The sequence below is a fragment of the Robertmurraya mangrovi genome (assembly GCF_034427655.1).
Taxonomy (GTDB): domain Bacteria; phylum Bacillota; class Bacilli; order Bacillales; family Cytobacillaceae; genus Robertmurraya_A; species Robertmurraya_A mangrovi.
The window spans coordinates 1-22,833 of record NZ_JAXOFX010000015.1 but is presented as its reverse complement, the minus strand read 5'-3'; the positions used below and the strand labels follow the sequence as shown (position 1 = coordinate 22,833).

The 22,833-nt window shown below is 36.2% G+C and carries 26 protein-coding genes; 3 read left to right on the top strand and 23 right to left on the bottom strand.

The window, feature by feature from the left end; translation table 11 throughout:
• Positions 1–58 precede the first annotated feature (58 nt).
• From SM124_RS18045 to SM124_RS17990, 12 genes are all read right to left on the bottom strand, one after another.
• Positions 59–766 (bottom strand): M48 family metallopeptidase, encoded by a 708-nt coding sequence (locus tag SM124_RS18045; RefSeq protein ID WP_322447921.1) that lies wholly within the window; start codon positions 764–766, stop codon positions 59–61.
• Between the two features lie 190 nt (positions 767–956).
• A complete protein-coding gene (cotJC, locus tag SM124_RS18040; RefSeq protein WP_322447920.1) occupies positions 957–1,526 on the bottom strand; it encodes a spore coat protein CotJC in 570 nt (189 codons plus the stop codon).
• Between the two features lie 22 nt (positions 1,527–1,548).
• Positions 1,549–1,773 (bottom strand): spore coat protein CotJB, encoded by a 225-nt coding sequence (locus SM124_RS18035; RefSeq protein WP_322448006.1) that lies wholly within the window; start codon positions 1,771–1,773, stop codon positions 1,549–1,551.
• A 41-nt stretch (positions 1,774–1,814) separates the two neighbouring features.
• Positions 1,815–2,051, bottom strand: coding sequence for a spore coat associated protein CotJA (locus SM124_RS18030; RefSeq protein WP_407691421.1), 237 nt, complete (start codon positions 2,049–2,051; stop codon positions 1,815–1,817).
• A 119-nt stretch (positions 2,052–2,170) separates the two neighbouring features.
• On the bottom strand, positions 2,171–3,541 hold the full coding sequence (gene rlmD, locus SM124_RS18025; protein ID WP_322447919.1) for a 23S rRNA (uracil(1939)-C(5))-methyltransferase RlmD: 1,371 nt from the start codon (positions 3,539–3,541) through the stop codon (positions 2,171–2,173).
• A 154-nt stretch (positions 3,542–3,695) separates the two neighbouring features.
• Positions 3,696–4,646, bottom strand: a complete 951-nt coding sequence (locus tag SM124_RS18020; RefSeq protein WP_322447918.1) for a diacylglycerol kinase — start codon at positions 4,644–4,646, stop codon at positions 3,696–3,698.
• Positions 4,647–4,898: 252 nt separating this feature from the next.
• A complete protein-coding gene (locus SM124_RS18015) occupies positions 4,899–5,843 on the bottom strand; it encodes a LiaI-LiaF-like domain-containing protein (RefSeq protein WP_322447917.1) in 945 nt (314 codons plus the stop codon).
• A gap of 34 nt (positions 5,844–5,877) precedes the next feature.
• Positions 5,878–6,948, bottom strand: coding sequence for a hypothetical protein (locus SM124_RS18010; protein ID WP_322447916.1), 1,071 nt, complete (start codon positions 6,946–6,948; stop codon positions 5,878–5,880).
• A complete protein-coding gene (locus SM124_RS18005) occupies positions 6,948–7,415 on the bottom strand; it encodes an anti-sigma factor (RefSeq protein WP_322447915.1) in 468 nt (155 codons plus the stop codon). The genes SM124_RS18010 and SM124_RS18005 overlap by 1 nt, the downstream gene beginning before the upstream one ends.
• Complete coding sequence (locus SM124_RS18000) at positions 7,412–7,957, bottom strand: sigma-70 family RNA polymerase sigma factor (RefSeq protein ID WP_322448004.1); 546 nt, start codon at positions 7,955–7,957, stop codon at positions 7,412–7,414. The genes SM124_RS18005 and SM124_RS18000 overlap by 4 nt, the downstream gene beginning before the upstream one ends.
• A 176-nt stretch (positions 7,958–8,133) precedes the next feature.
• Positions 8,134–8,688, bottom strand: a complete 555-nt coding sequence (locus tag SM124_RS17995; protein WP_322447914.1) for a cysteine hydrolase family protein — start codon at positions 8,686–8,688, stop codon at positions 8,134–8,136.
• A gap of 15 nt (positions 8,689–8,703) precedes the next feature.
• Complete coding sequence (locus tag SM124_RS17990) at positions 8,704–9,171, bottom strand: carboxymuconolactone decarboxylase family protein (RefSeq protein ID WP_322447913.1); 468 nt, start codon at positions 9,169–9,171, stop codon at positions 8,704–8,706.
• A 125-nt stretch (positions 9,172–9,296) separates the two neighbouring features.
• Between SM124_RS17990 and SM124_RS17985 the strand changes: the two genes are divergently transcribed.
• Entirely contained in the window at positions 9,297–9,740 is a 444-nt protein-coding gene (locus SM124_RS17985; protein WP_322447912.1) for an Lrp/AsnC family transcriptional regulator, read from the top strand.
• Between the two features lie 239 nt (positions 9,741–9,979).
• Here the strand turns inward: SM124_RS17985 and SM124_RS17980 are convergent, their stop codons facing one another.
• Entirely contained in the window at positions 9,980–10,777 is a 798-nt protein-coding gene (locus SM124_RS17980; RefSeq protein ID WP_322447911.1) for a class I SAM-dependent methyltransferase, read from the bottom strand.
• A gap of 249 nt (positions 10,778–11,026) precedes the next feature.
• Between SM124_RS17980 and plsY the strand changes: the two genes are divergently transcribed.
• Positions 11,027–11,632 carry a glycerol-3-phosphate 1-O-acyltransferase PlsY gene (plsY, locus tag SM124_RS17975; RefSeq protein WP_322447910.1) on the top strand — a complete coding sequence of 202 codons (606 nt, stop codon included), beginning with the start codon at positions 11,027–11,029 and terminating at the stop codon, positions 11,630–11,632.
• 57 nt (positions 11,633–11,689) lie between these two features.
• Here plsY and SM124_RS17970 read toward each other — a convergent pair whose 3' ends face one another.
• Together SM124_RS17970 and SM124_RS17965 are read right to left on the bottom strand one after the other, a co-directional pair.
• On the bottom strand, positions 11,690–12,544 hold the full coding sequence (locus tag SM124_RS17970) for a phosphotransferase family protein (RefSeq protein WP_322447909.1): 855 nt from the start codon (positions 12,542–12,544) through the stop codon (positions 11,690–11,692).
• 11 nt (positions 12,545–12,555) lie between these two features.
• On the bottom strand, positions 12,556–13,119 hold the full coding sequence (locus SM124_RS17965) for a thioredoxin family protein (RefSeq protein WP_322447908.1): 564 nt from the start codon (positions 13,117–13,119) through the stop codon (positions 12,556–12,558).
• 364 nt (positions 13,120–13,483) lie between these two features.
• Between SM124_RS17965 and putP the strand changes: the two genes are divergently transcribed.
• A complete protein-coding gene (gene putP / locus SM124_RS17960) occupies positions 13,484–14,959 on the top strand; it encodes a sodium/proline symporter PutP (RefSeq protein ID WP_322447907.1) in 1,476 nt (491 codons plus the stop codon).
• A 30-nt stretch (positions 14,960–14,989) separates the two neighbouring features.
• Here putP and SM124_RS17955 read toward each other — a convergent pair whose 3' ends face one another.
• The 8 genes from SM124_RS17955 to SM124_RS17915 form a co-directional block, all read right to left on the bottom strand.
• The gene (locus SM124_RS17955; protein WP_322447906.1) at positions 14,990–15,571 is read right to left on the bottom strand and encodes a hypothetical protein; all 582 of its coding nucleotides are present in this window, start codon (positions 15,569–15,571) and stop codon (positions 14,990–14,992) included.
• A 715-nt stretch (positions 15,572–16,286) separates the two neighbouring features.
• Positions 16,287–17,714 (bottom strand): Asp-tRNA(Asn)/Glu-tRNA(Gln) amidotransferase subunit GatB, encoded by a 1,428-nt coding sequence (gatB, locus tag SM124_RS17945; protein WP_322447905.1) that lies wholly within the window; start codon positions 17,712–17,714, stop codon positions 16,287–16,289.
• Positions 17,715–17,726: 12 nt separating this feature from the next.
• Entirely contained in the window at positions 17,727–19,184 is a 1,458-nt protein-coding gene (gene gatA / locus SM124_RS17940; RefSeq protein ID WP_322447904.1) for an Asp-tRNA(Asn)/Glu-tRNA(Gln) amidotransferase subunit GatA, read from the bottom strand.
• Between the two features lie 12 nt (positions 19,185–19,196).
• The gene (gatC, locus tag SM124_RS17935; RefSeq protein ID WP_322447903.1) at positions 19,197–19,487 is read right to left on the bottom strand and encodes an Asp-tRNA(Asn)/Glu-tRNA(Gln) amidotransferase subunit GatC; all 291 of its coding nucleotides are present in this window, start codon (positions 19,485–19,487) and stop codon (positions 19,197–19,199) included.
• Positions 19,488–19,660: 173 nt separating this feature from the next.
• A complete protein-coding gene (locus tag SM124_RS17930) occupies positions 19,661–20,212 on the bottom strand; it encodes a GNAT family N-acetyltransferase (protein ID WP_322447902.1) in 552 nt (183 codons plus the stop codon).
• A 186-nt stretch (positions 20,213–20,398) separates the two neighbouring features.
• On the bottom strand, positions 20,399–20,836 hold the full coding sequence (locus SM124_RS17925; protein ID WP_322447901.1) for a YueI family protein: 438 nt from the start codon (positions 20,834–20,836) through the stop codon (positions 20,399–20,401).
• A gap of 203 nt (positions 20,837–21,039) precedes the next feature.
• Positions 21,040–22,323, bottom strand: coding sequence for an isocitrate lyase (gene aceA / locus SM124_RS17920; RefSeq protein ID WP_322447900.1), 1,284 nt, complete (start codon positions 22,321–22,323; stop codon positions 21,040–21,042).
• 284 nt (positions 22,324–22,607) lie between these two features.
• On the bottom strand, positions 22,608–22,833 hold a 226-nt coding region (locus SM124_RS17915), incomplete at its 5' end, for a hypothetical protein (RefSeq protein WP_322447899.1).

Here is a 22,833-nt window from a genome sequence, read left to right as displayed (position 1 = left end):
TTATCTCATCTTTTCATTTTTTTGTAAATATTAATTGGTGAAATTTATATTTCAACTACTATACAGTCATTTTCCAGCTAGATAAGGCTAACCAATCCTCCTGCTCCTTATAATCGGGCATGATTTTTCCAACTAGGCGCCAGAAAGATCGATCATGATTAAGATGTACTAAGTGGCACATCTCATGAACAACCACATAATCAATAACTTTAAGCGGTGCCATGGCGAGCCTCCAATTGAAGGTCAGCTGCTGTTTTGAATCGCATGTACCCCACGTACTTTGATTATCTGTTATACGAATCGAACGTGGCTTAACTTTAAAGTACCCTTGATAGATTTGAATTCTCTTTTCTACTAGACCTTTACACTGCTGATAATAAAATCTCTTCAAAGCCTGTTTTATTTTTTCATCATCTAACTGCTTCACATATATACGTAACTGGTCCCCTTCAAACACTACACGATCTTGAGTAATACTTGAGTCTGCTTGAATTTTTATAGGGTAAGCTCTTCCAAGATAAAGGAAGCTCTCGCCATGATCATAAACCTTTTCCTGCGGCCCGAGCATTCTATCTTTCTGTTCCTTTATCTTTTCTAGAATGAGATCCCATTTCTCCTCTAATAATTGAATCACTTTTCCCTCGGTTGTCCCTTTAGGAGCCTGAACTTCAACATTTCCATAACCATCTATTTTAATACTAATTGAGGTTCGATTATTATACCTAATCTCAAAATGTATCGTTTCACCTAAGTATGAATGTAACATCTAATCACCTGTTTTAATCACAAATTGTTTTCTAAAATTAAATAATATCTCCAAGCATTATAATGGGTACTAAGAAGTTAAGCAATAAATCCAATATTGTTTAGCCTATTTCTAAATTGCTAAAACCACCTTAAGAATAGGAAAAAGACCACTTTTATAAAATGGTCTAAATATCCCGCTATCCATTTGGCTAAAAGAATTTCTTACGGTCTCTTTCCTCTTTTAACAACTCGACTGCTTCTCTAAAACGCTGGGAATGAACGACCTCTCTTTCTCTTAAAAATCTTAAGGAGTCATTTAAATCTGGATCATCCGAAATGTCAATTAACCATTGATATGTTGCCCGAGCTTTTTCTTCAGCAGCAATATCCTCATATAAATCAGCAATTGGGTCCCCTTTTGCCTGAATATATGTAGCTGTAAAGGGAGCTCCTGCTGCATTGTGATAAAATAATGCACCGTCGTGATTAACATAATGGTCTCCGAGACCTGCTTTTTCTAATTGTTCTGGAGTGGCATCCTTTGTGAGTTTATAAATCATCGTTGCAATCATCTCAAGATGAGCAAATTCTTCTGTACCAATATCAGTTAGCAGTCCTACTACCTTGTCAGGTATCGTATAACGCTGATTCAAATACCTTAGAGCTGCAGCTAATTCCCCGTCAGCTCCTCCATACTGTTCAATTAAATACTTGGCTAACATAGGATTACAAGTGCTAACCTTTACAGGATATTGTAGTTTCTTTTCATAAACCCACATTTTTGCAAACTCCTTCCTGTTGTTATACTTGCCATGGCCAAGGGGTACTATTCCAACTCCATTGATTTGAATTATTTAGACTCCCTTGCTGAAGCGGTCCAAATTTCTCTTCAAATTTTTGCTTGACTTGTTTGCTATATTGAGCAAATTGATTATATTGATAAATCGCTTGTTGATCATTGGGATGTGTATCAAGATAGAGCGTTAACTCCACCAATACAAAATCAACAGTCTGTATCTCTTCCATCAATTGGTAGTATTCTTGAGGTAAGGTTTTTGACACAATTTTTACCCCCTTTTCTTCTTGTAAGGATTTTCATAATAGTCATATAAAGCAGGCCATAAAGTTCCTCTTTTTAAAGCCTCACGGGGAGTAAATTGCTGGAGATTTGGTGGTTGAAATCCTAAATATAAATGAGGAGGAGTACTGTAATATTTTCTTCCAATCGGTGGACATGGGTCAAACGGGCTGTGAAATGGCTTGTATGACTTCATCTTCGTAAAAGTTTTTGAAATATTATTCATACGTTATTAACACCTCACTTTCATCATTAAATTATATGTAATAGATTCTTACTAATTCCATAAGGATAAAGGGACATGTTTAAATACATAAAAAAACCGGGACAAGGTACCTGTCCCGATTATCTCCATTCCAATTTAGCAACTGCCTCACAATGCGTCGTATGTGGAAACATATCAACCGGTTGCACTTCAACCGTGCGATATCCCCCATCTTCTAAAATTCGCAAGTCTCGTGCCAGTGTCGCTGGATTGCATGAAACATAAACTACTTTCTTTGGCTTCATATCAATAATGGTATTGAGCAGTGCTTCATCACAGCCTTTACGAGGTGGATCCACTACTAACACATCAGCCGTAATTCCTTGTTTATACCAGTTAGGAATAACCGTTTCAGCTTCTCCCACTTCGAATTCAACATTGTTAATATCGTTTAATTCCGCATTTCTTTTCGCATCCTCAATGGCTTCAGGTACTATTTCTACACCGTACACTTTTTTCGCTTTCTGAGCTAAAAATAGCGAAATGGTTCCAATTCCGCAATAAGCGTCGATTACCGATTCTTCCCCCGTCAATTCCGCGTATTCTAATGCTGTATCGTACAATACTTTCGTCTGCTCAGGATTCACTTGGTAAAATGAACGAGATGAAATCGCAAATTTTACATTCCCAATTAGGTCATAGATGACTTCTTCACCCCAAAGAACCTTTGTAACGTCTCCTAGGATGACATTGGTCTTTTTCGAATTCACGTTTTGTATAATTGACTTTACACCTGGAATGCGGTTATAAATCTCTTCAACTAATTTCTCTTCATGAGGAAGATCATTGGTCCTTGTTACGATCACGACCATCACTTCACCTGTTACCATTCCATGACGAGCCATAATATGCCTAATGACCCCTTTATGACGCTCCTCATTGTAAGCTGAGATCCCGTAGCGTTCACAAATCTCTCTAACCGTTTGAACTACTTGGTCATTAATTTCTTGTTGTATTAAACACTCTTTCATATCAATGATTTCATGGCTGCGTTTTTGATAGAATCCAGCAACTAATCCACCTTCTCGGTCAGCCACAGGAACTTGAGCTTTATTTCGGTAGCGCCAAGGATTATCCATTCCAAGTACAGGATGGACTTTTACCTTTTCAAGCTTTCCAATCCTTGTTAACACTTCACGTACTTGTTTTTCCTTAGCCTTCAACTGACCCTCATAGCTTAAATGCTGAAGCTGACAGCCTCCACATTCCTTGTAAATCGGACATTTGGCTTCGACTCTGTCTGGGCTCTTTTCATATAACTCCATTAAGCGCCCAAAGCCATAACCTTTATTAGCTTTGATGACCTTAATTTTTGCTTTTTCTCCCGGTAATCCATTTGGAACAAAAATAGGATATCCTTCTACTTTTGCTACACCCGCTCCATCATGAGTTAAATCTTCAAAAACTACATCTATGTAATCATTTTTTTGTACAGGTAATGTTCTGTTCATTTATTTCTTCCTTTTCCTCTAGAATTCCGTAAGCTTTTTAACTAGCAAGATTGTATCATACTTCCTGGGCAATTACGAAATGGGCATTTAATGTTAAATTATTATGGGGTCAGTTCCTCTTTAATTAACTTAAAAGGAACTGACCCCATAATTTCTAGCTTTCCATTTGTTGCTTTGAATGACTCCATCCATCTGGTGGACGATCTTCATCTCTAATTTCATCAATAGGCACAAATACTTCAAGATGATGGTAGAGGTTAACGAATTCTGCAGGAAGTAAACCTCCGAACTCTCCATCTAAATTCAGCTGTACCTTTTCTTTAGACTGAACTTTAATACGATTTGCTTTTGTATATATTAAATGTGGATCATTAATATGTTCTCCTCGAACAGCAAGTGTCGCTATACGAATAAACTCAGCCAAGTTAGTCTTTTTCAAAATTAATAACGAGAATAAACCATCGTTAATGGAAGAATCCGGAGCAAGTTTTTCAAACCCGCCTACTGAGTTAGTTAACCCAACTAGAAAGAGCATGACTTCCCCTTCAAAAAGCTTCCCATCGTACTCAATGCTAACTTCTGTTGCACGAATAGAAGGCAGCATTTCCATCCCTTTTAGATAGTATGCAAGTTGGCCAAGCATGGTCTTTAACTTACTAGGCACCTCATACGTTAACTCGGTTAATCGTCCTCCACCAGCTATATTAATGAAGTATTTATCATTTATGCGTCCAATATCAACCGGGATTGTATCTCCCTTAACAATTATATCTGCGGCAGCTTCAATATCTCTTGGTATATGAAGGGCTCTTGCAAAGTCATTCGTTGTACCTACTGGAATTACACCAAGCTTTGGACGATATTCTTGCTCCGCTAGTCCGTTGACCACTTCATTAATGGTTCCATCTCCACCTGCAGCTACCACTAGGTCATATCTTCTTTCTACCGCGATACGGGCAGCATTAATAGCATCTCCTGCACCTGTAGTTGCATGACAAGAAGTTTCAAAGCCTGCCAACTCTAATTTCTGTAATACTTCCGGCAAATGTTTCTTAAAAATTTCACGACCGGAAGTTGGGTTATAAATAATCCTAGCTCTTTTCATATCCCTCATCCTACTTTATTAATTACTTTTTTCTATTCTATGTATCAATGCGGTAACTTCGAATATCTATACCACAATTAATTAAAAATCTAACTTGCTTTTTCCAAAAATAATATCTCTATACCATCATTTAACATCATATATTAAAATGAGGCGAACTGGCAATTTTATATCGTAAATACCCTTGTTTTTTCCAATTATAAAAACAACGAAAATTCTTAGTCATCTTATACTAAGAATTTTCTATCTTGTTTAATTAAGTTTATTTAGACTAACTGTATAAGCATTCCCAATATTTATATAATGAATCCCTTTTCCCATTTTTAGACTTGCTTTTTTAAATCCCGATTGGTGTTCTACATAGCCCTCTTCTTCACTAGCAACAGAATTCTTTTCTTCTGTTACCTTCCAGTCATCTTGCTGACCCACTAACTCTTGGACACGATTAACAGTAACGTTCACATGGCTCTCTTTTTCTAAAATAAGAGATACATTTGAAGCTTGATCTAAGCTCCAGTCACTCATTAATGTTCTAGGCTTCATCGTGATTGCATTATCGTTCCCTATAACTTCCACCTTTAAATTTGAAGGAACTAAAATCGTCGCTGACATCGTTGTGTAGTGATTAAAGGGACCCACGTTTGTAGGTAAACCTTTCACACTTACATATAACGTATCTCCCTTTTTTTGAGTAGAAACATAATCAGTTGTATTTTCTATCAAACCTTTTTTTCCAACCGATTGTGTACGATATGTTCCAAACATTGACACCTCATTCCCGCTTGTACCTTCTATTGTAATAGGATAGCGGTCCGTATTTAAAACCAATCGCTTTACATCTTTGTTAATGGCTTCAGTCATTTCAGGGAGTTCAAATGTACGCTCCTCTTGATTTAGCATTGTTTTTACCTGGTCCATTACTCCGATTGAGCTCAGGATAGCAAAACCAATTCCAGCCGTCCCTAAAATTCCTACAAATATAATACTTAAAAAGTCATATTTCAAAAAAGGTTTTTCATCTTTAGATAGAAACAAGAAAACTAGTATTTCAATACCTAAAACAATTAATATCGCTGGCCACCAAGACATCATAATGTGAAATGGATTTAAACCGAACATCTGAGATAATAAAAGAAATACCCCAAGTAATAATAGTGAAGCACCCATGGAAATCGTACCAACACGCCATGTCCTCATGACTCTCCCACCTCTCTATTTCTATTAAGTCATTTTAAACTTGTTCAACTTTCTTCTCTTTCTTCCCTTTTAATAATTTAATCCCACCTGCAATAAATAATATGGACACGATTGCCGTTTGGAAATAACGGTCAAACCAATATCTTAAATCTATATCTATCATTGTATATAGCATCGGAGAGACTGCAGGAATAATGATGTTTGTTGTCATGTAATACAAGCCCAGTAAAATAAGGCCAATCCCCACCCATTTTTGTTGATTAATCAGATACTCAATAATGGGTTTGTCTTCCATTGACTCTTCGCCGTGCTTAGTCGCCCGTTGTAACCCATCAAAAAAGCTGTAGAACCAAATAATTGGAATCAGAAATAAGAAAATCCCAAGTCGTAATATATCTAGAATATAGATAGAAAATAGAAATGCTGCCATAAGTTGAATTCCACGTCGTTGGTACCCTAAATAAAGATGCCCAGCGCCAGGGAACATAGATAGAAAAGTGGCTATAGACTTACTTTTCTTTCCATCTTCTCTTCTCATTTCAAAGTCTTCTAGCAAACTCCGATCCACTAACACTTCTCCACGCGACTTTTTATTTAACTGTTGCATGGCGTCAAAGAAACCGTAAAACCAAATTACCGGTAAAATGGCTAGGAAAATTAAGAATTCTTCTCTATGAGTTAAAACAGCCACAAAGAAAACCATGACTCCTAATCCTAAAAAAGAAGCTAAAATGGTCATCCCTCTATTCATTAACCCAAGCTGAAAATGGCCCACCCCCGGAATGAATGAAAGGATAATCGTAAAAAATCGCTCCGATTCTTCAGATGGATTTTTTGGCTGTAAATTTTCTTTATCTGGGCCTCCATACAACTTAGAGGCTGTTATAGCTGTATCAACTAAGTTGACAATATATAAAAGGATTCCTATAAACACACATAAAAATGCTAAATCATGCTCCCAATTTGCTGCTAATAAAAGGGATAGCAAAACCAATCCTATTTCTGCACCTAAATATATAACTCCACGCAACGTTTTTCTTAAATAAAGTAATCCTATCCCAGGAATAAATCCTAATAGAAAGGCTATTATTGGATTTTTCTGCATTACTTACCCGCCTCCTTATTCATTGTGTCGAATGTATCCATCCAAGCAAACGTTTTATCTACAATTCCTTTTGTAACGGAATTTTTTTCTTCTATAGCAACTGGATTTTGTATGGTTCCAACATAACTTGTAATCGATTGGAACACACCTGTTATCATTAATAAGATGGTCATTGCTGCAGCTAATGTATAGTGAAAAATGGCCCTTTGGTGGAAAGGAACTTTTTTAACATTTGGGTGTAGTTTCTCGGATTTATTACTTTCTTCTATTCGGGCCATAATTGTGTTTGTAAAATCAGCTTCATTAGAAAGTACAGGTAGAAATTCCTCTTGTTCAGCCACTACTTGAAAATATAGGTCCAAGCATTGGTCACAACTGTATAAATGCTCTTCATACACCTCGCGGACTTTTTCATCTAAATCATCGTTTACGTATGCTTTCCACTGTTCCAATTGATAATGACTCATGAAAAATCGTCCTCCTTCCAATGCTTTTTCATCCAGTTTCTTGCCCGATATAGTTTTGTTTCAACCGTCTTTACTTGAACATGTTGTTCATTAGCAATTTGCTGATAGCTTTTTTCCGCTATGTAAAAATCATATATTACATCGCGATAATGATCAGGAAGCTCCCTTAACCTGTTTCTTACAAGAGCTCTTCTTTCTTTCGTTAAAACTTCTGAAACTACTGTTTCTCGCTCCATCATAAAATTATCATACTCTATCTTTTCTACCACATCTTCCTGTCGTCTGTCTTTCTTTCTCTTTATATCAATTGCATGATTAACCGCAATTCGGGTCATCCAAGTCTTTAAGCCTTGATTTTCATACTGAGGGAGAGAGTGATAAATCTTTAAAAACACTTCCTGAGTGGCATCCTCCGCATCCTTTTGATCTCTCAATACCGCAAAAATGGTCCGGAACAAGTCATTGCGATACTTCTCAACCAAAAGCCTAAACGCGTGATCATTTCCGCTCAAAACTTTCTCTATCAACGCTTGATCACTAATCACTCTCTCCCCCTTTCTTTCTGATTTCAACTTAATAGACGTAACTCAACATCAAAACCCCTACACACTTCTGAAAAATTTTAAAAAAAATATTTTTTTTAGATGTCTTTAATGTAGATTTTTTCTTATATTAAATTAGTAATAAAACAAAAAACTCAGCTATAATAACTGAGTTCTCATACTAATTCATATAATTTTAATACATCTTCTGCATTTATCACGGTCGCAAATTCTTTGTTCAGTAAGGCTAATTCTAGATCATGAACTTCTTGTGCACTGAACACTTTCCCATTTAACCCTTTAGTTTCAAAAGCAGCTGTAGCATCTGCCACTAACTTTACATCATAACCATAGTTGCCCGCCATTCTCGTTGTTGTTGAAACACAATGCTGAGTGGTGAGTCCCATGATGACCAGCTCGTGAATTCCTTTATCATCCAAATACTCTTTCAAAGACGTTCCAATAAATGAACTGTTTACACTTTTTTGAAAAACTACCTCATCCTCAATAGGCTCTAAACCTTCTTTAAAAGCATGACCGTAGCTTCCTTTATAAAATAGAGAGTTGGGATTTGAGGAGGTGTGTTGAATATGAATAATGGGCCATTTAGCTAAACGCCAAACTTCTATTAATCTCTTCGCTTGCAACTCAGCCTCCAAGTTATTTCTATTACCCCAAGAAGAATCTTCAAACGCTTTTTGTATATCTACTAAAATAATGGCTGGTTTCATCTTCTTTAGTCCTCCTTATAAACTACAAAAATCATATAAATCTAGACTAACTATTATTTTTTGAAATCCGTCAAATAAATTAATTATCGCTAACAGTTCAACCAATTCCTTTTCATCGTAATATTGATTCAATGCTTCAATATCCAGAGAATTCACCTCACGGGGAGAATGCTTATACTTATCAATAAACGCAAATAAAAGCTGTTCCTTCTTTGAAAATAGGGTAAAGTCCCCCATTTTCATGGAATGTGTGATTTTTTCATTAAGCTCACTATTTTCAATGTAAGATAGGCTCATGCAAGTCGCACATCCATTTTTATTTGCTAAGTATAAACGAACTTTCTCTTTTTCTTCCTTACAAATACTCGTGTTATTCCAAAGGTGTTCATACAACTCATCGTAATACTTTTTTAGTATGGGATTATAGTTGAGGGCCTTTTCAAAATTTGTGGTTCCCTCTGTCGTTAATTGAATTCTTGCCATTTTCTTCCCTCCTCTTTCTATATATAATAATAGAATGTACATTCCAACAACTGAATGATATTTGAAACTAAAATAAGCATATTCACATTTCATTTGAAATTTATTTTTATAAGGAGGGTTTTCATTTGATAATTGATGAAATTGATAAGAGTATATTGAAGGAATTGATTCAAGATGGAAGACAATCTATGAGAGAATTAGCTAAAAAAGTGAACCTTTCAGCTCCATCGGTCACAGAACGAGTTCGTAAACTAGAAAGTGAGGGTGTGATAAAAGGATACTCCGTTGAAATTGACTACGGTAAGCTTGGATTAGGAATTGAGTGTTTCGTAGAAGTAACTTTAAGACAAGGAGAATATGAAAAGTTCCGAAAAAAAATTGCGGATCACCCTCACGCTGAATTTTGCTACCGAATAGCTGGACAAGCATGTTACATTGTAAAGCTCCGATTGAAGAACTTCCAACAAATTGAAGGCTTTATTAATGAAATTACTTCGTACGCTGGAACCGTCACACATATTGCCCTTTCGGAGATTAAGACTAATAGTATTTTCATAGACATAGAGTAAGGAACAAAAGCGCAAGCGCCACGGTTAGCGACGTATGGACTGGAGCGCCTCGACTGAGATAAAGGAAACACGAAGAGCGTGAGCGATTCGATGTTGACTTATCGTAGGGAGAGGAGCGAAGTCCACTAGTCGCTGGGCGCTGGAGCTAGACGTGGACAAAATAAACTGTAATAGTTTTCCACAATACGAAAATTATATAGTTTCCTAAAGCACAAAAAACGGCAGGATCGACTGCCGTTTTACTTTTTCACCTGCATATTTAATATTACGATAGTACAAAGATGCGGAATGACATGTATGTGATGTGGACTATATTGACTATTCAACACGGTACTTAGCTCAGCTAGCAATAGGTTTCGTTTCGATACATCCATACTTGCTATAAAAGAAAGTGATGCCACACGATCTACCCATTGTTCATTTGTAAAAGATACCTCGTAGTCTAATTTATAGAAATCTTGAAGGTCGAAACCGTTCATAGACCATTCTTCAAACCATTCAACCGGGAAACCATTCATTCTTTGTTTCGAATCTGCTTTTGACCCAGCAGGCTTTATTTCGCTAACATACTGCTTTATAACACTAAACGTTGTAGATACCACTTCATGATCAGGCACAAAACCTGAATCGGCTACTATTAATCTCCCTTTATCTTTCAGAATTCTTTTAATCTCAGTTATGCTTTCCTGGCGTATAAACCAATGCCACGCCCTCATAACAGTAACCATGTCAAACTCATTAGATGGTAATTGAGTGTTCTCTGCAGTTCCTAATTGATAAGGGACGGATAAGAATTTACGTTCATTTATTTTTTTTGCTTCCTCTAACAGTTCTTGGGATGGCTCTACTCCAACCACTTCGGCCTTTCGAAGTTTCAACTTCCTAGTAAGTGCACCTGTCCCACATGCTAAATCCGCTACCTTTTTTCCTTCAAATGAAACATTCCTTATTTGTAAGCTCTCAAAAAGGATAGCCGGAATATCGTCTCGTGACCTTGCATAGTTTTCTGCCACTTTCCCAAAATCAGATTTCAACATTACATCTCACATCCAAATTATCAAAATATTAGGAATACAGAACCCAACCAACACTATTATATGGTAAAATTATCATGATGACAAATGTGGATATACTACTCTAATAAACTACTAAATCGTTTCTTTCCATTTTCATCTGTCACTTTATTATTTATTATAGATTTTATGTAAGTTGTCCATTTTGTTTGTCGTAATTATTCTATTTGCACATATAATAGAACAAAAGATTCTCTGATAAAGGATGATACAATGGTTTGGTTGCTCTTAATTGCTTCTTATTTAATTGGCTCTTTTCCGACTGCTCTCATCGTCGGGAAATTAGTATTTAGAATAGACATTCGAGATCACGGCAGTCAGAATCCGGGAGCTACTAACACTTTACGTGTACTCGGGAAAAAAGCCGCTATAGTCGTCTTGATTTTCGACGTAGGTAAAGGAGCATTAGCTTCTTCCCTACCTTACTTTTTAAACATAGATGTTAATCCGCTTTATATTGGTTTATTAGCCGTTATCGGTCATTGTTTCCCTATTTTCGCAAACTTTAGAGGTGGTAAGGCCATTGCTACTACTGCAGGAGTTTTACTAGTAGCCAATCCATCGATGTTTTTAATAGCTTATATCACTTTTTTTCTTGTCATATTCATATCCAAATATGTATTCTTTGGATCCATTTCTGTTGGTGTTTCATTATTAATTTATTCCCTTTTCCGTTCAGGGAAAGAAGAAGAAATGATCTTTTCGATCTTTATATTGTTTTTACTCTTTCTTCATCGTTCGAACATACGAAATTTCATTTTAGAAATAGAGCCAAAGATTAATGATAAGAATTTAAAAAATGACCGGATTAATTTTTAGTCAATATTAACGTAATAGCATACTAAAAGCTGCATCCTTCTAGGAGGATGCAGCTTTTTAGCGCTTAAATATTTTCGATTTTAACGTCCATTCTAATCTTCTTACCCATTCATTTTGTACTTCAAAAGGAGCACTCTCCACCTTTTGAAGTACTTTCCAAACCTTATACACACTATAAGCTCTTAATAAACTTAAATCTAACGAAATAGTACTAACCTCCAAGTAATGCTTTAAAAATACTTCACATAACTCAGGGGCATGGTCTGGATAGTGTAAATGAGTAAACCAGAATACCCAACTAATATCATTCAATGGATTTCCCCACTCAGCCCATTCCCAATCTAAGACGGTTAATCCGTCCTCTTTTGAAAATAACACATTATGTATTCCAAAATCTCCATGAGTAAGAACCCACTCGTTTTTGTCGTCATAGATTTTTGATAAAATCTTTTGGGATTGTTCTATTAGCTCAGCTGGCACAAAGTTTAAATTTAGATTTAGGCTCTGTTCGTTGCTTTCCTTAATACCTAATCCCCCGGAATACTTAATCGTATGGATGTCACCAGCTAACACTTCTCCTAATGTTTGATATAAATTTGTTACTAACTCTACTTCACCTTGATCAAGTAAAACTTGCCCATTCGTCCCTTTTCTATATTGCATGACACTAATACATTCATTACTACATTCAATCAAATCATAAAACTTTGGTGTTATATTAGTGTCCTCCAATCTTTGAAGGCATCGTGTTTCATTTGTGAAATCAGAATTATTTTTAGAAACCACCTTCGCAACACGAAGAGGCTCTATCCCTTCCAAAAGAAAAGTTTCGTTCGTATATCCCCCAGTTAGTCGAACAGATGTAAAACTTCCATACCTACTTGTTAATTCTTTAATAATTAATGGATTCAAAATCATACACCTTAGTTATTTGTAGTTGTCAACTTATTAATAATACTAACGGCCACTTCATGCCATAAGCTTTCGTCTTCTTGGAAGGCTGTTGTTAGCTTTTTATACATGGCCATTTGTTGTTCCTTGAATTCAGGAGCATCCGCTTCAGGGAGTTCGGATCTTAATGATTGTACCAATTGTTGAATCTTATCCGCTCTCGGTCCCCAAACAGCCTTTTCTTTTCCTTCATTGTCTAGAAAAATATAAATTGGGATCGCTCTAGATGTACCATTTGTTAGATATTGATCCATCAACTCTAAATTTTGATCTCTAAGTAAAAAGCGCACATCAAAATTACAAGCTTCAGCAATTTTCAATAATATAGGATTGTTAACCATGGCATCTCCGCACCAATCTTCCGTTAACGCAATCACTTTATAATTTTTACTTTTCAACCCCTCAAGTTGCTCTAACTCCGACGAATGTAATTCAAAACGATCATAAATGGTGTTCATTTCCTTTTGATTAACTTGCATGCCATTGCTATATTCTTCAATTGTTAACCCTTTATCAAACCAATTTAGTAAAGTCATGTTCTCTCACTCCTCATCTACTATATATTCACTATTTTATCTCAACTATAAAGTTTGTTAAAATTTTTTAACTGATTCTATTTAGACTATCTTAATACAAAGTAATATTTATACATAAAACACATGTTAAAGATAAGATAATACTATTTTGATACTAAAAAAGGTAATTAAATATTTTAAAATTTGCGAAAACTTTTTGTCGTGTCTTGTCAAAATAGATGATAAAATACTAATATATTATTGCTGTACTTATTCTAATATTATACTATGCGATTAGTTCAAACTAATAAAAACTCAAAATATCGCATAAATAATAATAAAAGATACAGCTGTCTTACATTACTTCGGACAGAGGGGGAAATTTATGTCAAACGATGTTTATCAACTAATTGCTATAGGCATATATATGGCCGTAATGTTATTTATCGGCTGGTACTCCTATAGAAAAACAACCAATCTAACAGACTATATGCTTGGTGGGCGTTCTCTAGGTCCTGCCGTTACTGCGCTAAGTGCTGGAGCATCAGACATGAGTGGTTGGCTACTAATGGGATTACCTGGGGGTATATATGTAAGCGGTTTAGCAGATGCTTGGATCGCAATCGGTTTAACGATTGGTGCCTATTTAAACTGGATCTTTGTTGCTCCACGTTTACGTTCATACACTCAAGTAGCAAATGACTCCATCACAATTCCAAGTTATCTAGAGAATCGTTTTAAAGACAACACCAAACTAATCCGTATTGTTTCAGGTATTGTTATTCTAGTATTCTTTACTTTTTACGTATCATCTGGGATGGTTTCTGGTGCTGTATTCTTTGAAAACTCTTTCGATGTAGACTACCGTACTGGCCTACTAATTGTAGCTGCTGTTGTTGTTGCTTATACATTATTTGGAGGATTCTTAGCGGTTAGTTACACAGACTTTATCCAAGGTCTAATGATGTTCATCGCACTATTACTTGTTCCTGCTATTGCTATTTTTAAAACTGGTGGTCCTGCAGAAACGTTTGAAACGATTCGTATGGTGGATCCAAATTTATTAGACTTCTTTAAAGGAACTACATTTGTAGGGATTGTATCAGCTATGGCTTGGGGACTTGGTTACTTCGGTCAGCCTCACATCATTGTTCGTTTTATGGCCATTACTTCTGTAAAAGAAATTAAAAGTGCACGTCGCATTGGGATGGGCTGGATGATTTTCACACTACTTGGTACTATTTTTACAGCTTTAATTGGGATTGCTTTCTTCCAACAAAATACTCAGTATACGTTAAATAATCCTGAAGCTATCTTTTTACAATTAGGACAAATCTTATTCCACCCAATCGTAGCCGGCTTCTTACTTGCTGCTGTACTTGCTGCGATTATGAGCACGATTTCATCACAATTAATCGTAACTTCAAGTGCTCTTATTGAAGACTTATATAAAGTTGTTTTCCGTAAAGACGGCACAGATAAGGAATATGTATTCTTAGGTCGTATGGCTGTATTAGCTGTTGCTGTTCTTGCAGGCGCATTAGCATTCGACCAAGACAATACAATTTTAAGCCTTGTGGCATATGCATGGGCAGGGTTCGGAGCATCATTTGGCCCCGTCATTATCCTGAGCTTATTCTGGCGAAAAATGACTACTTGGGGAGCTGTAACTGGAATGATTTCTGGTGCACTTACCGTTATCATTTGGAAAAACGTTGGCCTAGGCGCTACTTTATACGAAATCGTACCTGGTTTTGCTATTAACTTCATTATTGCAGTCCTAGTTAGTATCATCACTTACAGACGTAACGAGCAAATTGAGAAAGAATTTGATGAAAGCTTGAAATTATTAAAGCAATAATAAGATGAACAGCCTCCTACTATTAGGAGGCTATTTTTCTCTAGCAGACAGCGGAACATTATGATCGCTTAATGTTTCATAAAACGGTCTTCTTTTAGTAACCCAGTCACCACCGCTTAAAGGAAACTGAAAGGATTGCCCCTCTTTTAAAATAAATTCCAAACCAACTGGTGACCCACCCTTATTAACCTGTACAACCTCCTTCATGTCTCCCCAAGAATAACTTACAGTTCTATTTATAGAAAAAGTAGGGTTAACATGAAGCCCGTTCTGATCAACGTATTGATAATTATCAAATGAAAAAAATAACATTAACCCTGACAAACCTAAAAGCGGAATAGAGAGGAAACCTATCACCACTTTCTTTCCTTTACTCAACATATAAAGTATACAGGCAAATATTAAAAAGAGTCCAAAGAGTCCAAGCATAAAAACAAAAATGGCAATTCTAGAGGTACTAAAGAGAATAAAATAATTCGGTTGGAAATAAAAAAGCTGCACTACATTGACAATCACAATACTTAAGGGAACTCCACCTAGTAGATAAATTAGAAACAAACTAAAAATTTTTGCTTTTAGACTTTGCTCAAATTCTCTCTTTATAACAGCCATAATAACTCCCCCATAGTACATTATTTACCAAATATACGAGTGAGTTTTTCTAAAAGTTTCGTGGATTACATTTTTTGTATATACTTTTTTCTGACCATTTCCTTTCCTTTTTGCGTATTCGACAAAAAGAAAATGTATAATGCTGATTATTACTATCTTTTCCTGGGAAATGTTTGGGGAGATTGTCGAAGTTATGCTTGGTTTTGGAAAAAATACACATTTGATTCATTCGAATATATGTAGTAATATACTAATACAAGCTGCGTTGTTCGTAGTCATAGAAAGTTTTAACCTTTAAACTGTAATAGGGAGTTTTAAATCAAAGCAAGAATGACAGGCCTTCGTCTATACGACAAGGAGGACATGCAGGACAGCTTTTGCGAACACCCACTTTGAGGAGTGGTGGTTTAAAACTTTTCTATCTCTCAAATACGGCAAAGGCGGCTCTAATATTTTAATGCCAAACCAGTTTCCTTTCGGAGGCTGGTTTTTTGTTCTTTCTAATTAGTTCATACTTCACCCGTCATCCATTCCCAAGCAAATATCATCGATTTGAACACAGATATCATCGAATTCGGCTAAGATATCATCGCTTTCGTTACATATACCATCGAAAATCCGGAAATATCATTTTTTCGACAAAAACCTACACTGTTTCAAAAAATAAGAGCCTATCAACTAAAAAGAGTTGATAGGCTCGATTTGCTTATCTACATTATCGCTTCTGAATTTCCTGCTGCAATAATTTATTCACCATTGGTGGGTTAGCCTGTCCTTTTGTTGCTTTCATAATTTGCCCAACAAGGAAGCCAATTGCTTTGTCTTTTCCAGCTTTAAAATCCTCTATTGATTGTGGATTAGCATCTAGTATCTCTGCAATGACCTTTAATAAAGTACCCTCATCAGAGATTTGAACAAGACCTTTTTCTTTTACAATCTTTTCCGCTTCTCCGCCGTTTTCGATTAATTCTTTAAATACTTTTTTAGCAATCTTAGATGAGATGGTTCCGTTTTCGATTAACTTAATCATACCAGCAAGACCTTCTGGTGTTAACGCTACTTCATGTAACTCTTTTTGTTCAGCATTTAAGTATGCAGACACTTCTCCCATGATCCAGTTTGAAGCTTGCTTTGCCTCTCCACCAGCAGTTACTACCGCTTCAAAGAAATCTGCTGTTTCTTTCGTTACAGTTAATACAGCTGCATCATATGGAGGTAAGCCTAATTCTTCAACATAGCGTTTTTTTCTAGAATCCGGAAGCTCAGGAATCTCAGCACGTATTCTAGCCTTCCACTCATCATCAATATATAAATCAGGAAGGTCTGGTTCTGGGAAATAACGATAATCATCCGAACCTTCTTTTACACGCATCAGAACGGTCGTATTCGTTGCTTCATCATATCGTCTAGTTTCTTGCTCAATCTTTCCACCAGATAATAGTACTTTCTCTTGGCGCTTTTCTTCAAACTCAATACCCTTACGAACAAAGTTAAATGAGTTTAAGTTTTTTAATTCTGTTTTTGTTCCGAATTCCTCTTGGCCGATTGGACGGATAGAGATATTAGCATCACAACGTAATGAACCTTCTTCCATTTTACAATCAGAAACACCTGTATACTGAATAATCGATTTTAATTTCTCTAAATAAGCATAAGCCTCGTTAGCCGTACGAATATCTGGTTCAGAAACAATCTCAATTAATGGAGTTCCTTGACGGTTATAATCACATAATGAGTAGCCCTTCTCATGATTTAATTTCCCAGCGTCTTCTTCAAGATGGATACGTGTAATTCCGATTCTCTTTTTATAACCATCCACTTCAATCTCAATCCAGCCATTTTCTCCAATAGGCTTGTCAAACTGGGAAATCTGATAGGCCTTTGGATTGTCCGGATAAAAATAGTTTTTTCGATCAAACTTTGTATCTGTTGCTACTTCACAGTTCAATGCCATACAAGCTTTCATTCCGTACTCAACCACTTTTTTGTTTAGAACAGGTAAAACTCCTGGGTAACCTAGGTCGATAACACTTGTATTTGAATTAGGCTCAGCACCAAAATGGTTTGGACTCGCCGAGAATATTTTAGAATCCGTTTTTAATTCTACGTGGACTTCAAGCCCAATAATCGTTTCAAAGTTCATTCTTCTCACCCCTTACAGTTGTGGTCTTTGTTTATGGAAATCTGTAGCTTGTTCGAAAGCATGTGCTACACGATAGATTGTACTTTCATCATAATGTTTACCGATAATTTGTAAGCCAAGTGGTAAACCATTATCAAATCCACAAGGAATGGAAATAGCAGGTACACCAGCTAAGTTAACGGGAATCGTTAATAAGTCATTTGCATACATCGTTAATGGATCGCTTGTCTTCTCCCCTAACTTGAAAGCAGGAGTAGGACTCGTCGGCCCAATGATAACATCATATTTTTCAAATACATCATCAAAGTCTTTTTTGATTAAAGTACGAGCTCTCTGTGCTTTTTTATAATGAGCATCATAATATCCCGAACTTAACGCGAATGTCCCTAGCATAATACGTCGTTTTACTTCTTCACCGAAACCTTCTTCTCTCGTCTTTTTATATAGCTCAAGTAAATTATTAGCATTCGGTGTGCGGTATCCGTATCTAATTCCATCGAAACGGGCTAGGTTAGCTGAAGCTTCAGATGAAGATAAAATATAATAAGTTGGTAAGGCATATTTAGAATGAGGTAAAGAAACCTCTTCCCAAGATGCACCTAATTTTTCTAGAATTTTTAGCGCATCTAAAACCGATTGACGAACTTCTTCGTTAATTCCTTCGCCTAAATATTCCTTTGGTACAGCAATTTTTAAACCTTTAACATCACCGGTTAATGCCTCAGCAAAATTAGGCACGGCCACATTTGCAGAAGTTGAATCCATTGGATCTAGTCCTGAAATGGCTTGAAGTAGGTAAGCATTATCCTCTACATTTCGAGTAATCGGTCCAATTTGATCTAAAGATGAAGCAAAAGCAATTAATCCAAAGCGAGAAACACGTCCATATGTTGGCTTTAATCCAACTACTCCACAAAAGCTAGCTGGTTGACGGATAGATCCACCTGTATCTGAACCAAGAGAGAATGGTACTTCTCCAGCAGCAACAGATGCAGCGGATCCACCTGAAGATCCACCAGGTACCGTATCAAGATTCCAAGGATTTTTTGTTTTTACGAACCCTGAATTTTCTGTAGAGGATCCCATTGCAAACTCGTCCATATTTAACTTTCCGATCGTTATGGTTTCCGCATTATGTAATTTTTGAACGACAGTTGCGTCATAAATAGGATCAAAGTTTCCTAGAATTTTACTAGCTGCCGTTGTTCGAAGATTTTTTGTAACGATATTGTCCTTAACCCCGATAGGCATACCAAACAGCAATCCTTTAGACTCATCTGTACCTAATTTTTCGTCTAATTTTTTTGCTGTGCTACGAGCTCTTTCTTCATCTAATGTTAAAAAAGCTTGTACTTGATCTTCTACTTCACTTATACGCTTATATGATTCTTCTACTAAGTCCGAAACGGTTAATTCTTTTTTATGTAAAAGTAAATGAATGTCTGATAACTTATGCTCAAATAAACTCATTTCTTCCCCTCCTTACTCAATAATAGATGGAACTTTTATTTGTCCATCTTGATGTTCTGGTGCATTTTTAAGAACATCTTCTTTAGGTAATCCTTTTTGCGGAATATCATCACGTAGTACATTTTTAATTTCCAATACATGGGACATAGGCTCTACGTTATCCGTATCTAGCTCATTTAGTTGTTCAACGAATGTGATAATAGCATCTAACTGTTTTTGAAACTTCTCTGCCTCTTCTTCTGTAATACCAAGTCTAGCCAAGTGAGCAACATGCTTCACTTCTTCAATTGAAATCCTTGACATAACGTCACCTCCAAAAGTTCGAACAATCACACAATAATAAGGATAATCATATCAAAATTTACCGCTTTAAAGCAATCTTCTTCACAATTTCTACTTTAACTCAAGCCATTTCCTTTTCTAAAAATAAAAATAGAACTACCTTTTTCAGATAGCTCTATTTCTTTTCATTTATTTTACTGATTTAATTCTTCCCATTCATGTCTTAATATACCCATGATAATTAAATCGTATCTTTTTCCATCTCGGTACACAAAGGATCTTTTTCTACCCTCTAGCTGGAATCCAACTTTCTCGTAAGCCCTAATTCCACCTTTGTTATAATCGATCACATCTAAGCTGACTCGATCTAAATTTAACTCATGGAATGCATAGCGAAGAATTACCTTTAAGGCATCAGAACCATAGCCTTTATTGCGATTAGATGCTTCTCCTATCCCAATAGCTAAATTTCCGGTACGATTGTTCCACTCTATACCATGGATGGCCGCAAAACCGATTAACTCATCCTCTTCAATCGTTCTCATTCGAAAATAAACTGAATTATGACTAGGCTTTCCTTCGCCCTCAAAGTCTTCCTTACTTTTAGGAAGTGCCATATCTGTATCAACATTGCGAAGATATTCTGCATCTTCTCCCCATTTCACCATGATTGATGCGTCTTCTTCTCTAATTCCTGTTAATTTTACCTTATCACCGTGAAAAAGTTTTTTATTAATGGTAGTCATGTTAAATCTCCTCTATTATATTAGTAGTTTTTTATATTCCTCTAAAACACTAATATCCGTACGCAATGGCTCATCCCCCTTAGTTAGATATATTTTAAATCTTTTATAAAAATCCAACAATAGGAAATCCACAAAAAAAGAGCGACAACATTCTGCCACTCCGTTTACTTATTGGTTTTCCAATGACTATTTATTAAATAACTTTGCAAAAAAACCTTTCTTTTCTGTTTGCTTTGTCTCTATTTTAGGAGGTTTGTTCGTTGATATATAGATATCCTCTTTATCTATGGCATAATCATGTGCAAGAACGAGACCCAGTTCAGAGTTATAGTCTTTATTGGTTACCAAAGTGTACTCTACTCCATATTGATTACAAAGCTTTGTATATTTTGATAAGTACTCATAACTAATGTTTCCGTTTAAGTATAGGTGAGCTTTTGGATTCGCTTTAAGTGCCTCTTCTACTTCCTTAAATACTCCCTCTTTTCTAACCTGAGGTTGAGTCAGTGCAATGACCACTCTTTCACGAATCGTCCCAAGAAACTTCCGCCGCTCATCTGGTTTTGTCTCCTTTTGACCATGAATCCCTTGTTGCAAATAATCATCTATATCTGGATAGGACATGTATAACCCTCCTTCTATTAGCTACTATTATGTATGTACGTTTATATCAAAAGGTGCAATACCCTTTCTAATATTATGACCTTATCGCTTACGTACAGTCCAAAAAATTTCCTCCTCTTCATAAGAAGAGAAGGACAATAAGGAGAAATATGGTGAAAAAATTACAATTCATTGTGCACATTAGGCACGATATGTGAAATCTTCTACTTAGAAGAAGTAAACTGCTCTTCTTCTGTAGAGCCTTTTAAAGCTGTTGTAGAAGATGTACCACCAGTGATAACCATAGAAACTTGGTCAAAGTAACCTGTACCTACTTCTCTTTGGTGTCTAGTAGCTGTGTAGCCATCTTTTTCAGCATCAAACTCAGCTTGTTGAAGCTCAGAGTAAGCTCCCATACCACGAGATTTATATCCTTTAGCAAGTGTAAACATGCTGTAGTTTAATGAATGGAATCCAGCAAGTGTGACGAACTGGAACTTGTAACCCATTTTACCAAGCTCCACTTGGAACTTCTCGATTGTTTCATCATCTAATTTTGCTTTCCAGTTGAATGAAGGAGAACAGTTATAAGCAAGTAATTTACCAGGGAACTTCTCATGGATTGCTTCCGCAAAGCGACGAGCTTCCTCTAAGTTCGGCTCAGATGTTTCACACCAAACTAAATCTGCATATGGCGCATAAGCTAAGCCTCGAGCGATCGCTTGATCAAGACCCGCACGAGTACGGAAGAAGCCTTCAGGTGTACGTTCACCCGTAATAAACTTGTGATCTTCTGGATCAACATCACTAGTAATTAGGTCAGCAGCATCTGCATCCGTACGAGCAATAACTAAAGTTGGTACCCCCATCACGTCAGCAGCTAGGCGAGCTGAAATTAAATTCTTAACCGCTACTTGTGTTGGTAGAAGAACTTTTCCACCTAAGTGTCCACATTTTTTCTCAGAAGATAATTGGTCTTCAAAGTGTACACCTGCTGCACCAGATTTAATCATACCTTTCATTAGTTCGAATACATTTAATTGTCCACCAAATCCAGCTTCCGCATCTGCAACAATTGGTGCGAAATAGTCAATTGAATCATCCCCTTCTAGATGGGCAATTTGATCTGCACGTTGTAAAGCTTGATTAATACGTTCAACCACATTTGGAACACTATTTGCAGGATACAAACTTTGGTCAGGATACATATTTCCAGAAAGGTTTGCATCTGCTGCTACTTGCCAACCACTTAAGTATATAGCTTTCAATCCAGCTTTAACTTGCTGTACCGCTTGGTTACCAGTTAATGCACCTAATGCATTGACAAAGTCTTCTTCATTAACTAGCTTCCAGAGTTTTTCTGCCCCACGTCTAGCTAATGTATATTCGATATCAATAGATCCACGTAATTTAATTACATCCTCCGCTGTATACGGTCTTGTAATACCATTCCAACGTGCATCCATTTCCCAGCTCTCTTTTAATTTTTCTACTCTTTCATTTGTCATTTTGTATTCTCCCTTCGACCTCTCAAAATTTACTTGTTATAATACAACAAACTTTCTATGTAGTGTATTATATAACAGAAAACTGGATAATGTAACCTGTTTTTTAAAAATTTTTAGAAAATTCATTCGACAAAATTCTTTAAACTTAAAAAACGGCTTAATATCAAGCTTTCTAAAATGAAATCCAACTATTACAGACATGCACCAATTACTTTTATATGTGCAAGTCTGTAAAACAGTTATATAACAGACAAAAAATGGAGCTGTCCGATAAGTCCGTATCCTTATTTAAAAATAAACCTTGAAAGTTCCATCTTTATATTGAGCACTCTGATGATTGGAGTGGAAGGCGCGAAGACTCCTGCGGGAGCAGCGGGACAGGCGAGACCCACTGGCTTTGCAAAGTTGTAAATCAATTTGAATTTAAGTAAAAATTTTACATCTATATTTTGCTGTGGGAGCAAAAAAGACAATCTACAAATAAGATTGATATTTGTTCCCTTTTTTTGT

What these genes read in the sequence shown, in the direction of transcription:
- SM124_RS18045 (WP_322447921.1), bottom strand. Translation starts at nt 766, where the DNA reads ATGTTACATTCATACTTAGGTGAAACGATACATTTTGAGATTAGGTAT.
- cotJC (WP_322447920.1), bottom strand. Translation starts at nt 1,526, where the DNA reads ATGTGGGTTTATGAAAAGAAACTACAATATCCTGTAAAGGTTAGCACT.
- SM124_RS18035 (WP_322448006.1), bottom strand. Translation starts at nt 1,773, where the DNA reads ATGGAAGAGATACAGACTGTTGATTTTGTATTGGTGGAGTTAACGCTC.
- SM124_RS18030 (WP_407691421.1), bottom strand. Translation starts at nt 2,051, where the DNA reads ATGAATAATATTTCAAAAACTTTTACGAAGATGAAGTCATACAAGCCA.
- rlmD (WP_322447919.1), bottom strand. Translation starts at nt 3,541, where the DNA reads ATGAACAGAACATTACCTGTACAAAAAAATGATTACATAGATGTAGTT.
- SM124_RS18020 (WP_322447918.1), bottom strand. Translation starts at nt 4,646, where the DNA reads ATGAAAAGAGCTAGGATTATTTATAACCCAACTTCCGGTCGTGAAATT.
- SM124_RS18015 (WP_322447917.1), bottom strand. Translation starts at nt 5,843, where the DNA reads ATGAGGACATGGCGTGTTGGTACGATTTCCATGGGTGCTTCACTATTA.
- SM124_RS18010 (WP_322447916.1), bottom strand. Translation starts at nt 6,948, where the DNA reads ATGCAGAAAAATCCAATAATAGCCTTTCTATTAGGATTTATTCCTGGG.
- SM124_RS18005 (WP_322447915.1), bottom strand. Translation starts at nt 7,415, where the DNA reads ATGAGTCATTATCAATTGGAACAGTGGAAAGCATACGTAAACGATGAT.
- SM124_RS17995 (WP_322447914.1), bottom strand. Translation starts at nt 8,688, where the DNA reads ATGAAACCAGCCATTATTTTAGTAGATATACAAAAAGCGTTTGAAGAT.
- SM124_RS17990 (WP_322447913.1), bottom strand. Translation starts at nt 9,171, where the DNA reads ATGGCAAGAATTCAATTAACGACAGAGGGAACCACAAATTTTGAAAAG.
- SM124_RS17980 (WP_322447911.1), bottom strand. Translation starts at nt 10,777, where the DNA reads ATGTTGAAATCTGATTTTGGGAAAGTGGCAGAAAACTATGCAAGGTCA.
- plsY (WP_322447910.1), top strand. Translation starts at nt 11,027, where the DNA reads ATGGTTTGGTTGCTCTTAATTGCTTCTTATTTAATTGGCTCTTTTCCG.
- SM124_RS17965 (WP_322447908.1), bottom strand. Translation starts at nt 13,119, where the DNA reads ATGACTTTACTAAATTGGTTTGATAAAGGGTTAACAATTGAAGAATAT.
- putP (WP_322447907.1), top strand. Translation starts at nt 13,484, where the DNA reads ATGTCAAACGATGTTTATCAACTAATTGCTATAGGCATATATATGGCC.
- SM124_RS17955 (WP_322447906.1), bottom strand. Translation starts at nt 15,571, where the DNA reads ATGGCTGTTATAAAGAGAGAATTTGAGCAAAGTCTAAAAGCAAAAATT.
- gatB (WP_322447905.1), bottom strand. Translation starts at nt 17,714, where the DNA reads ATGAACTTTGAAACGATTATTGGGCTTGAAGTCCACGTAGAATTAAAA.
- gatA (WP_322447904.1), bottom strand. Translation starts at nt 19,184, where the DNA reads ATGAGTTTATTTGAGCATAAGTTATCAGACATTCATTTACTTTTACAT.
- gatC (WP_322447903.1), bottom strand. Translation starts at nt 19,487, where the DNA reads ATGTCAAGGATTTCAATTGAAGAAGTGAAGCATGTTGCTCACTTGGCT.
- SM124_RS17930 (WP_322447902.1), bottom strand. Translation starts at nt 20,212, where the DNA reads ATGACTACCATTAATAAAAAACTTTTTCACGGTGATAAGGTAAAATTA.
- SM124_RS17925 (WP_322447901.1), bottom strand. Translation starts at nt 20,836, where the DNA reads ATGTCCTATCCAGATATAGATGATTATTTGCAACAAGGGATTCATGGT.
- aceA (WP_322447900.1), bottom strand. Translation starts at nt 22,323, where the DNA reads ATGACAAATGAAAGAGTAGAAAAATTAAAAGAGAGCTGGGAAATGGAT.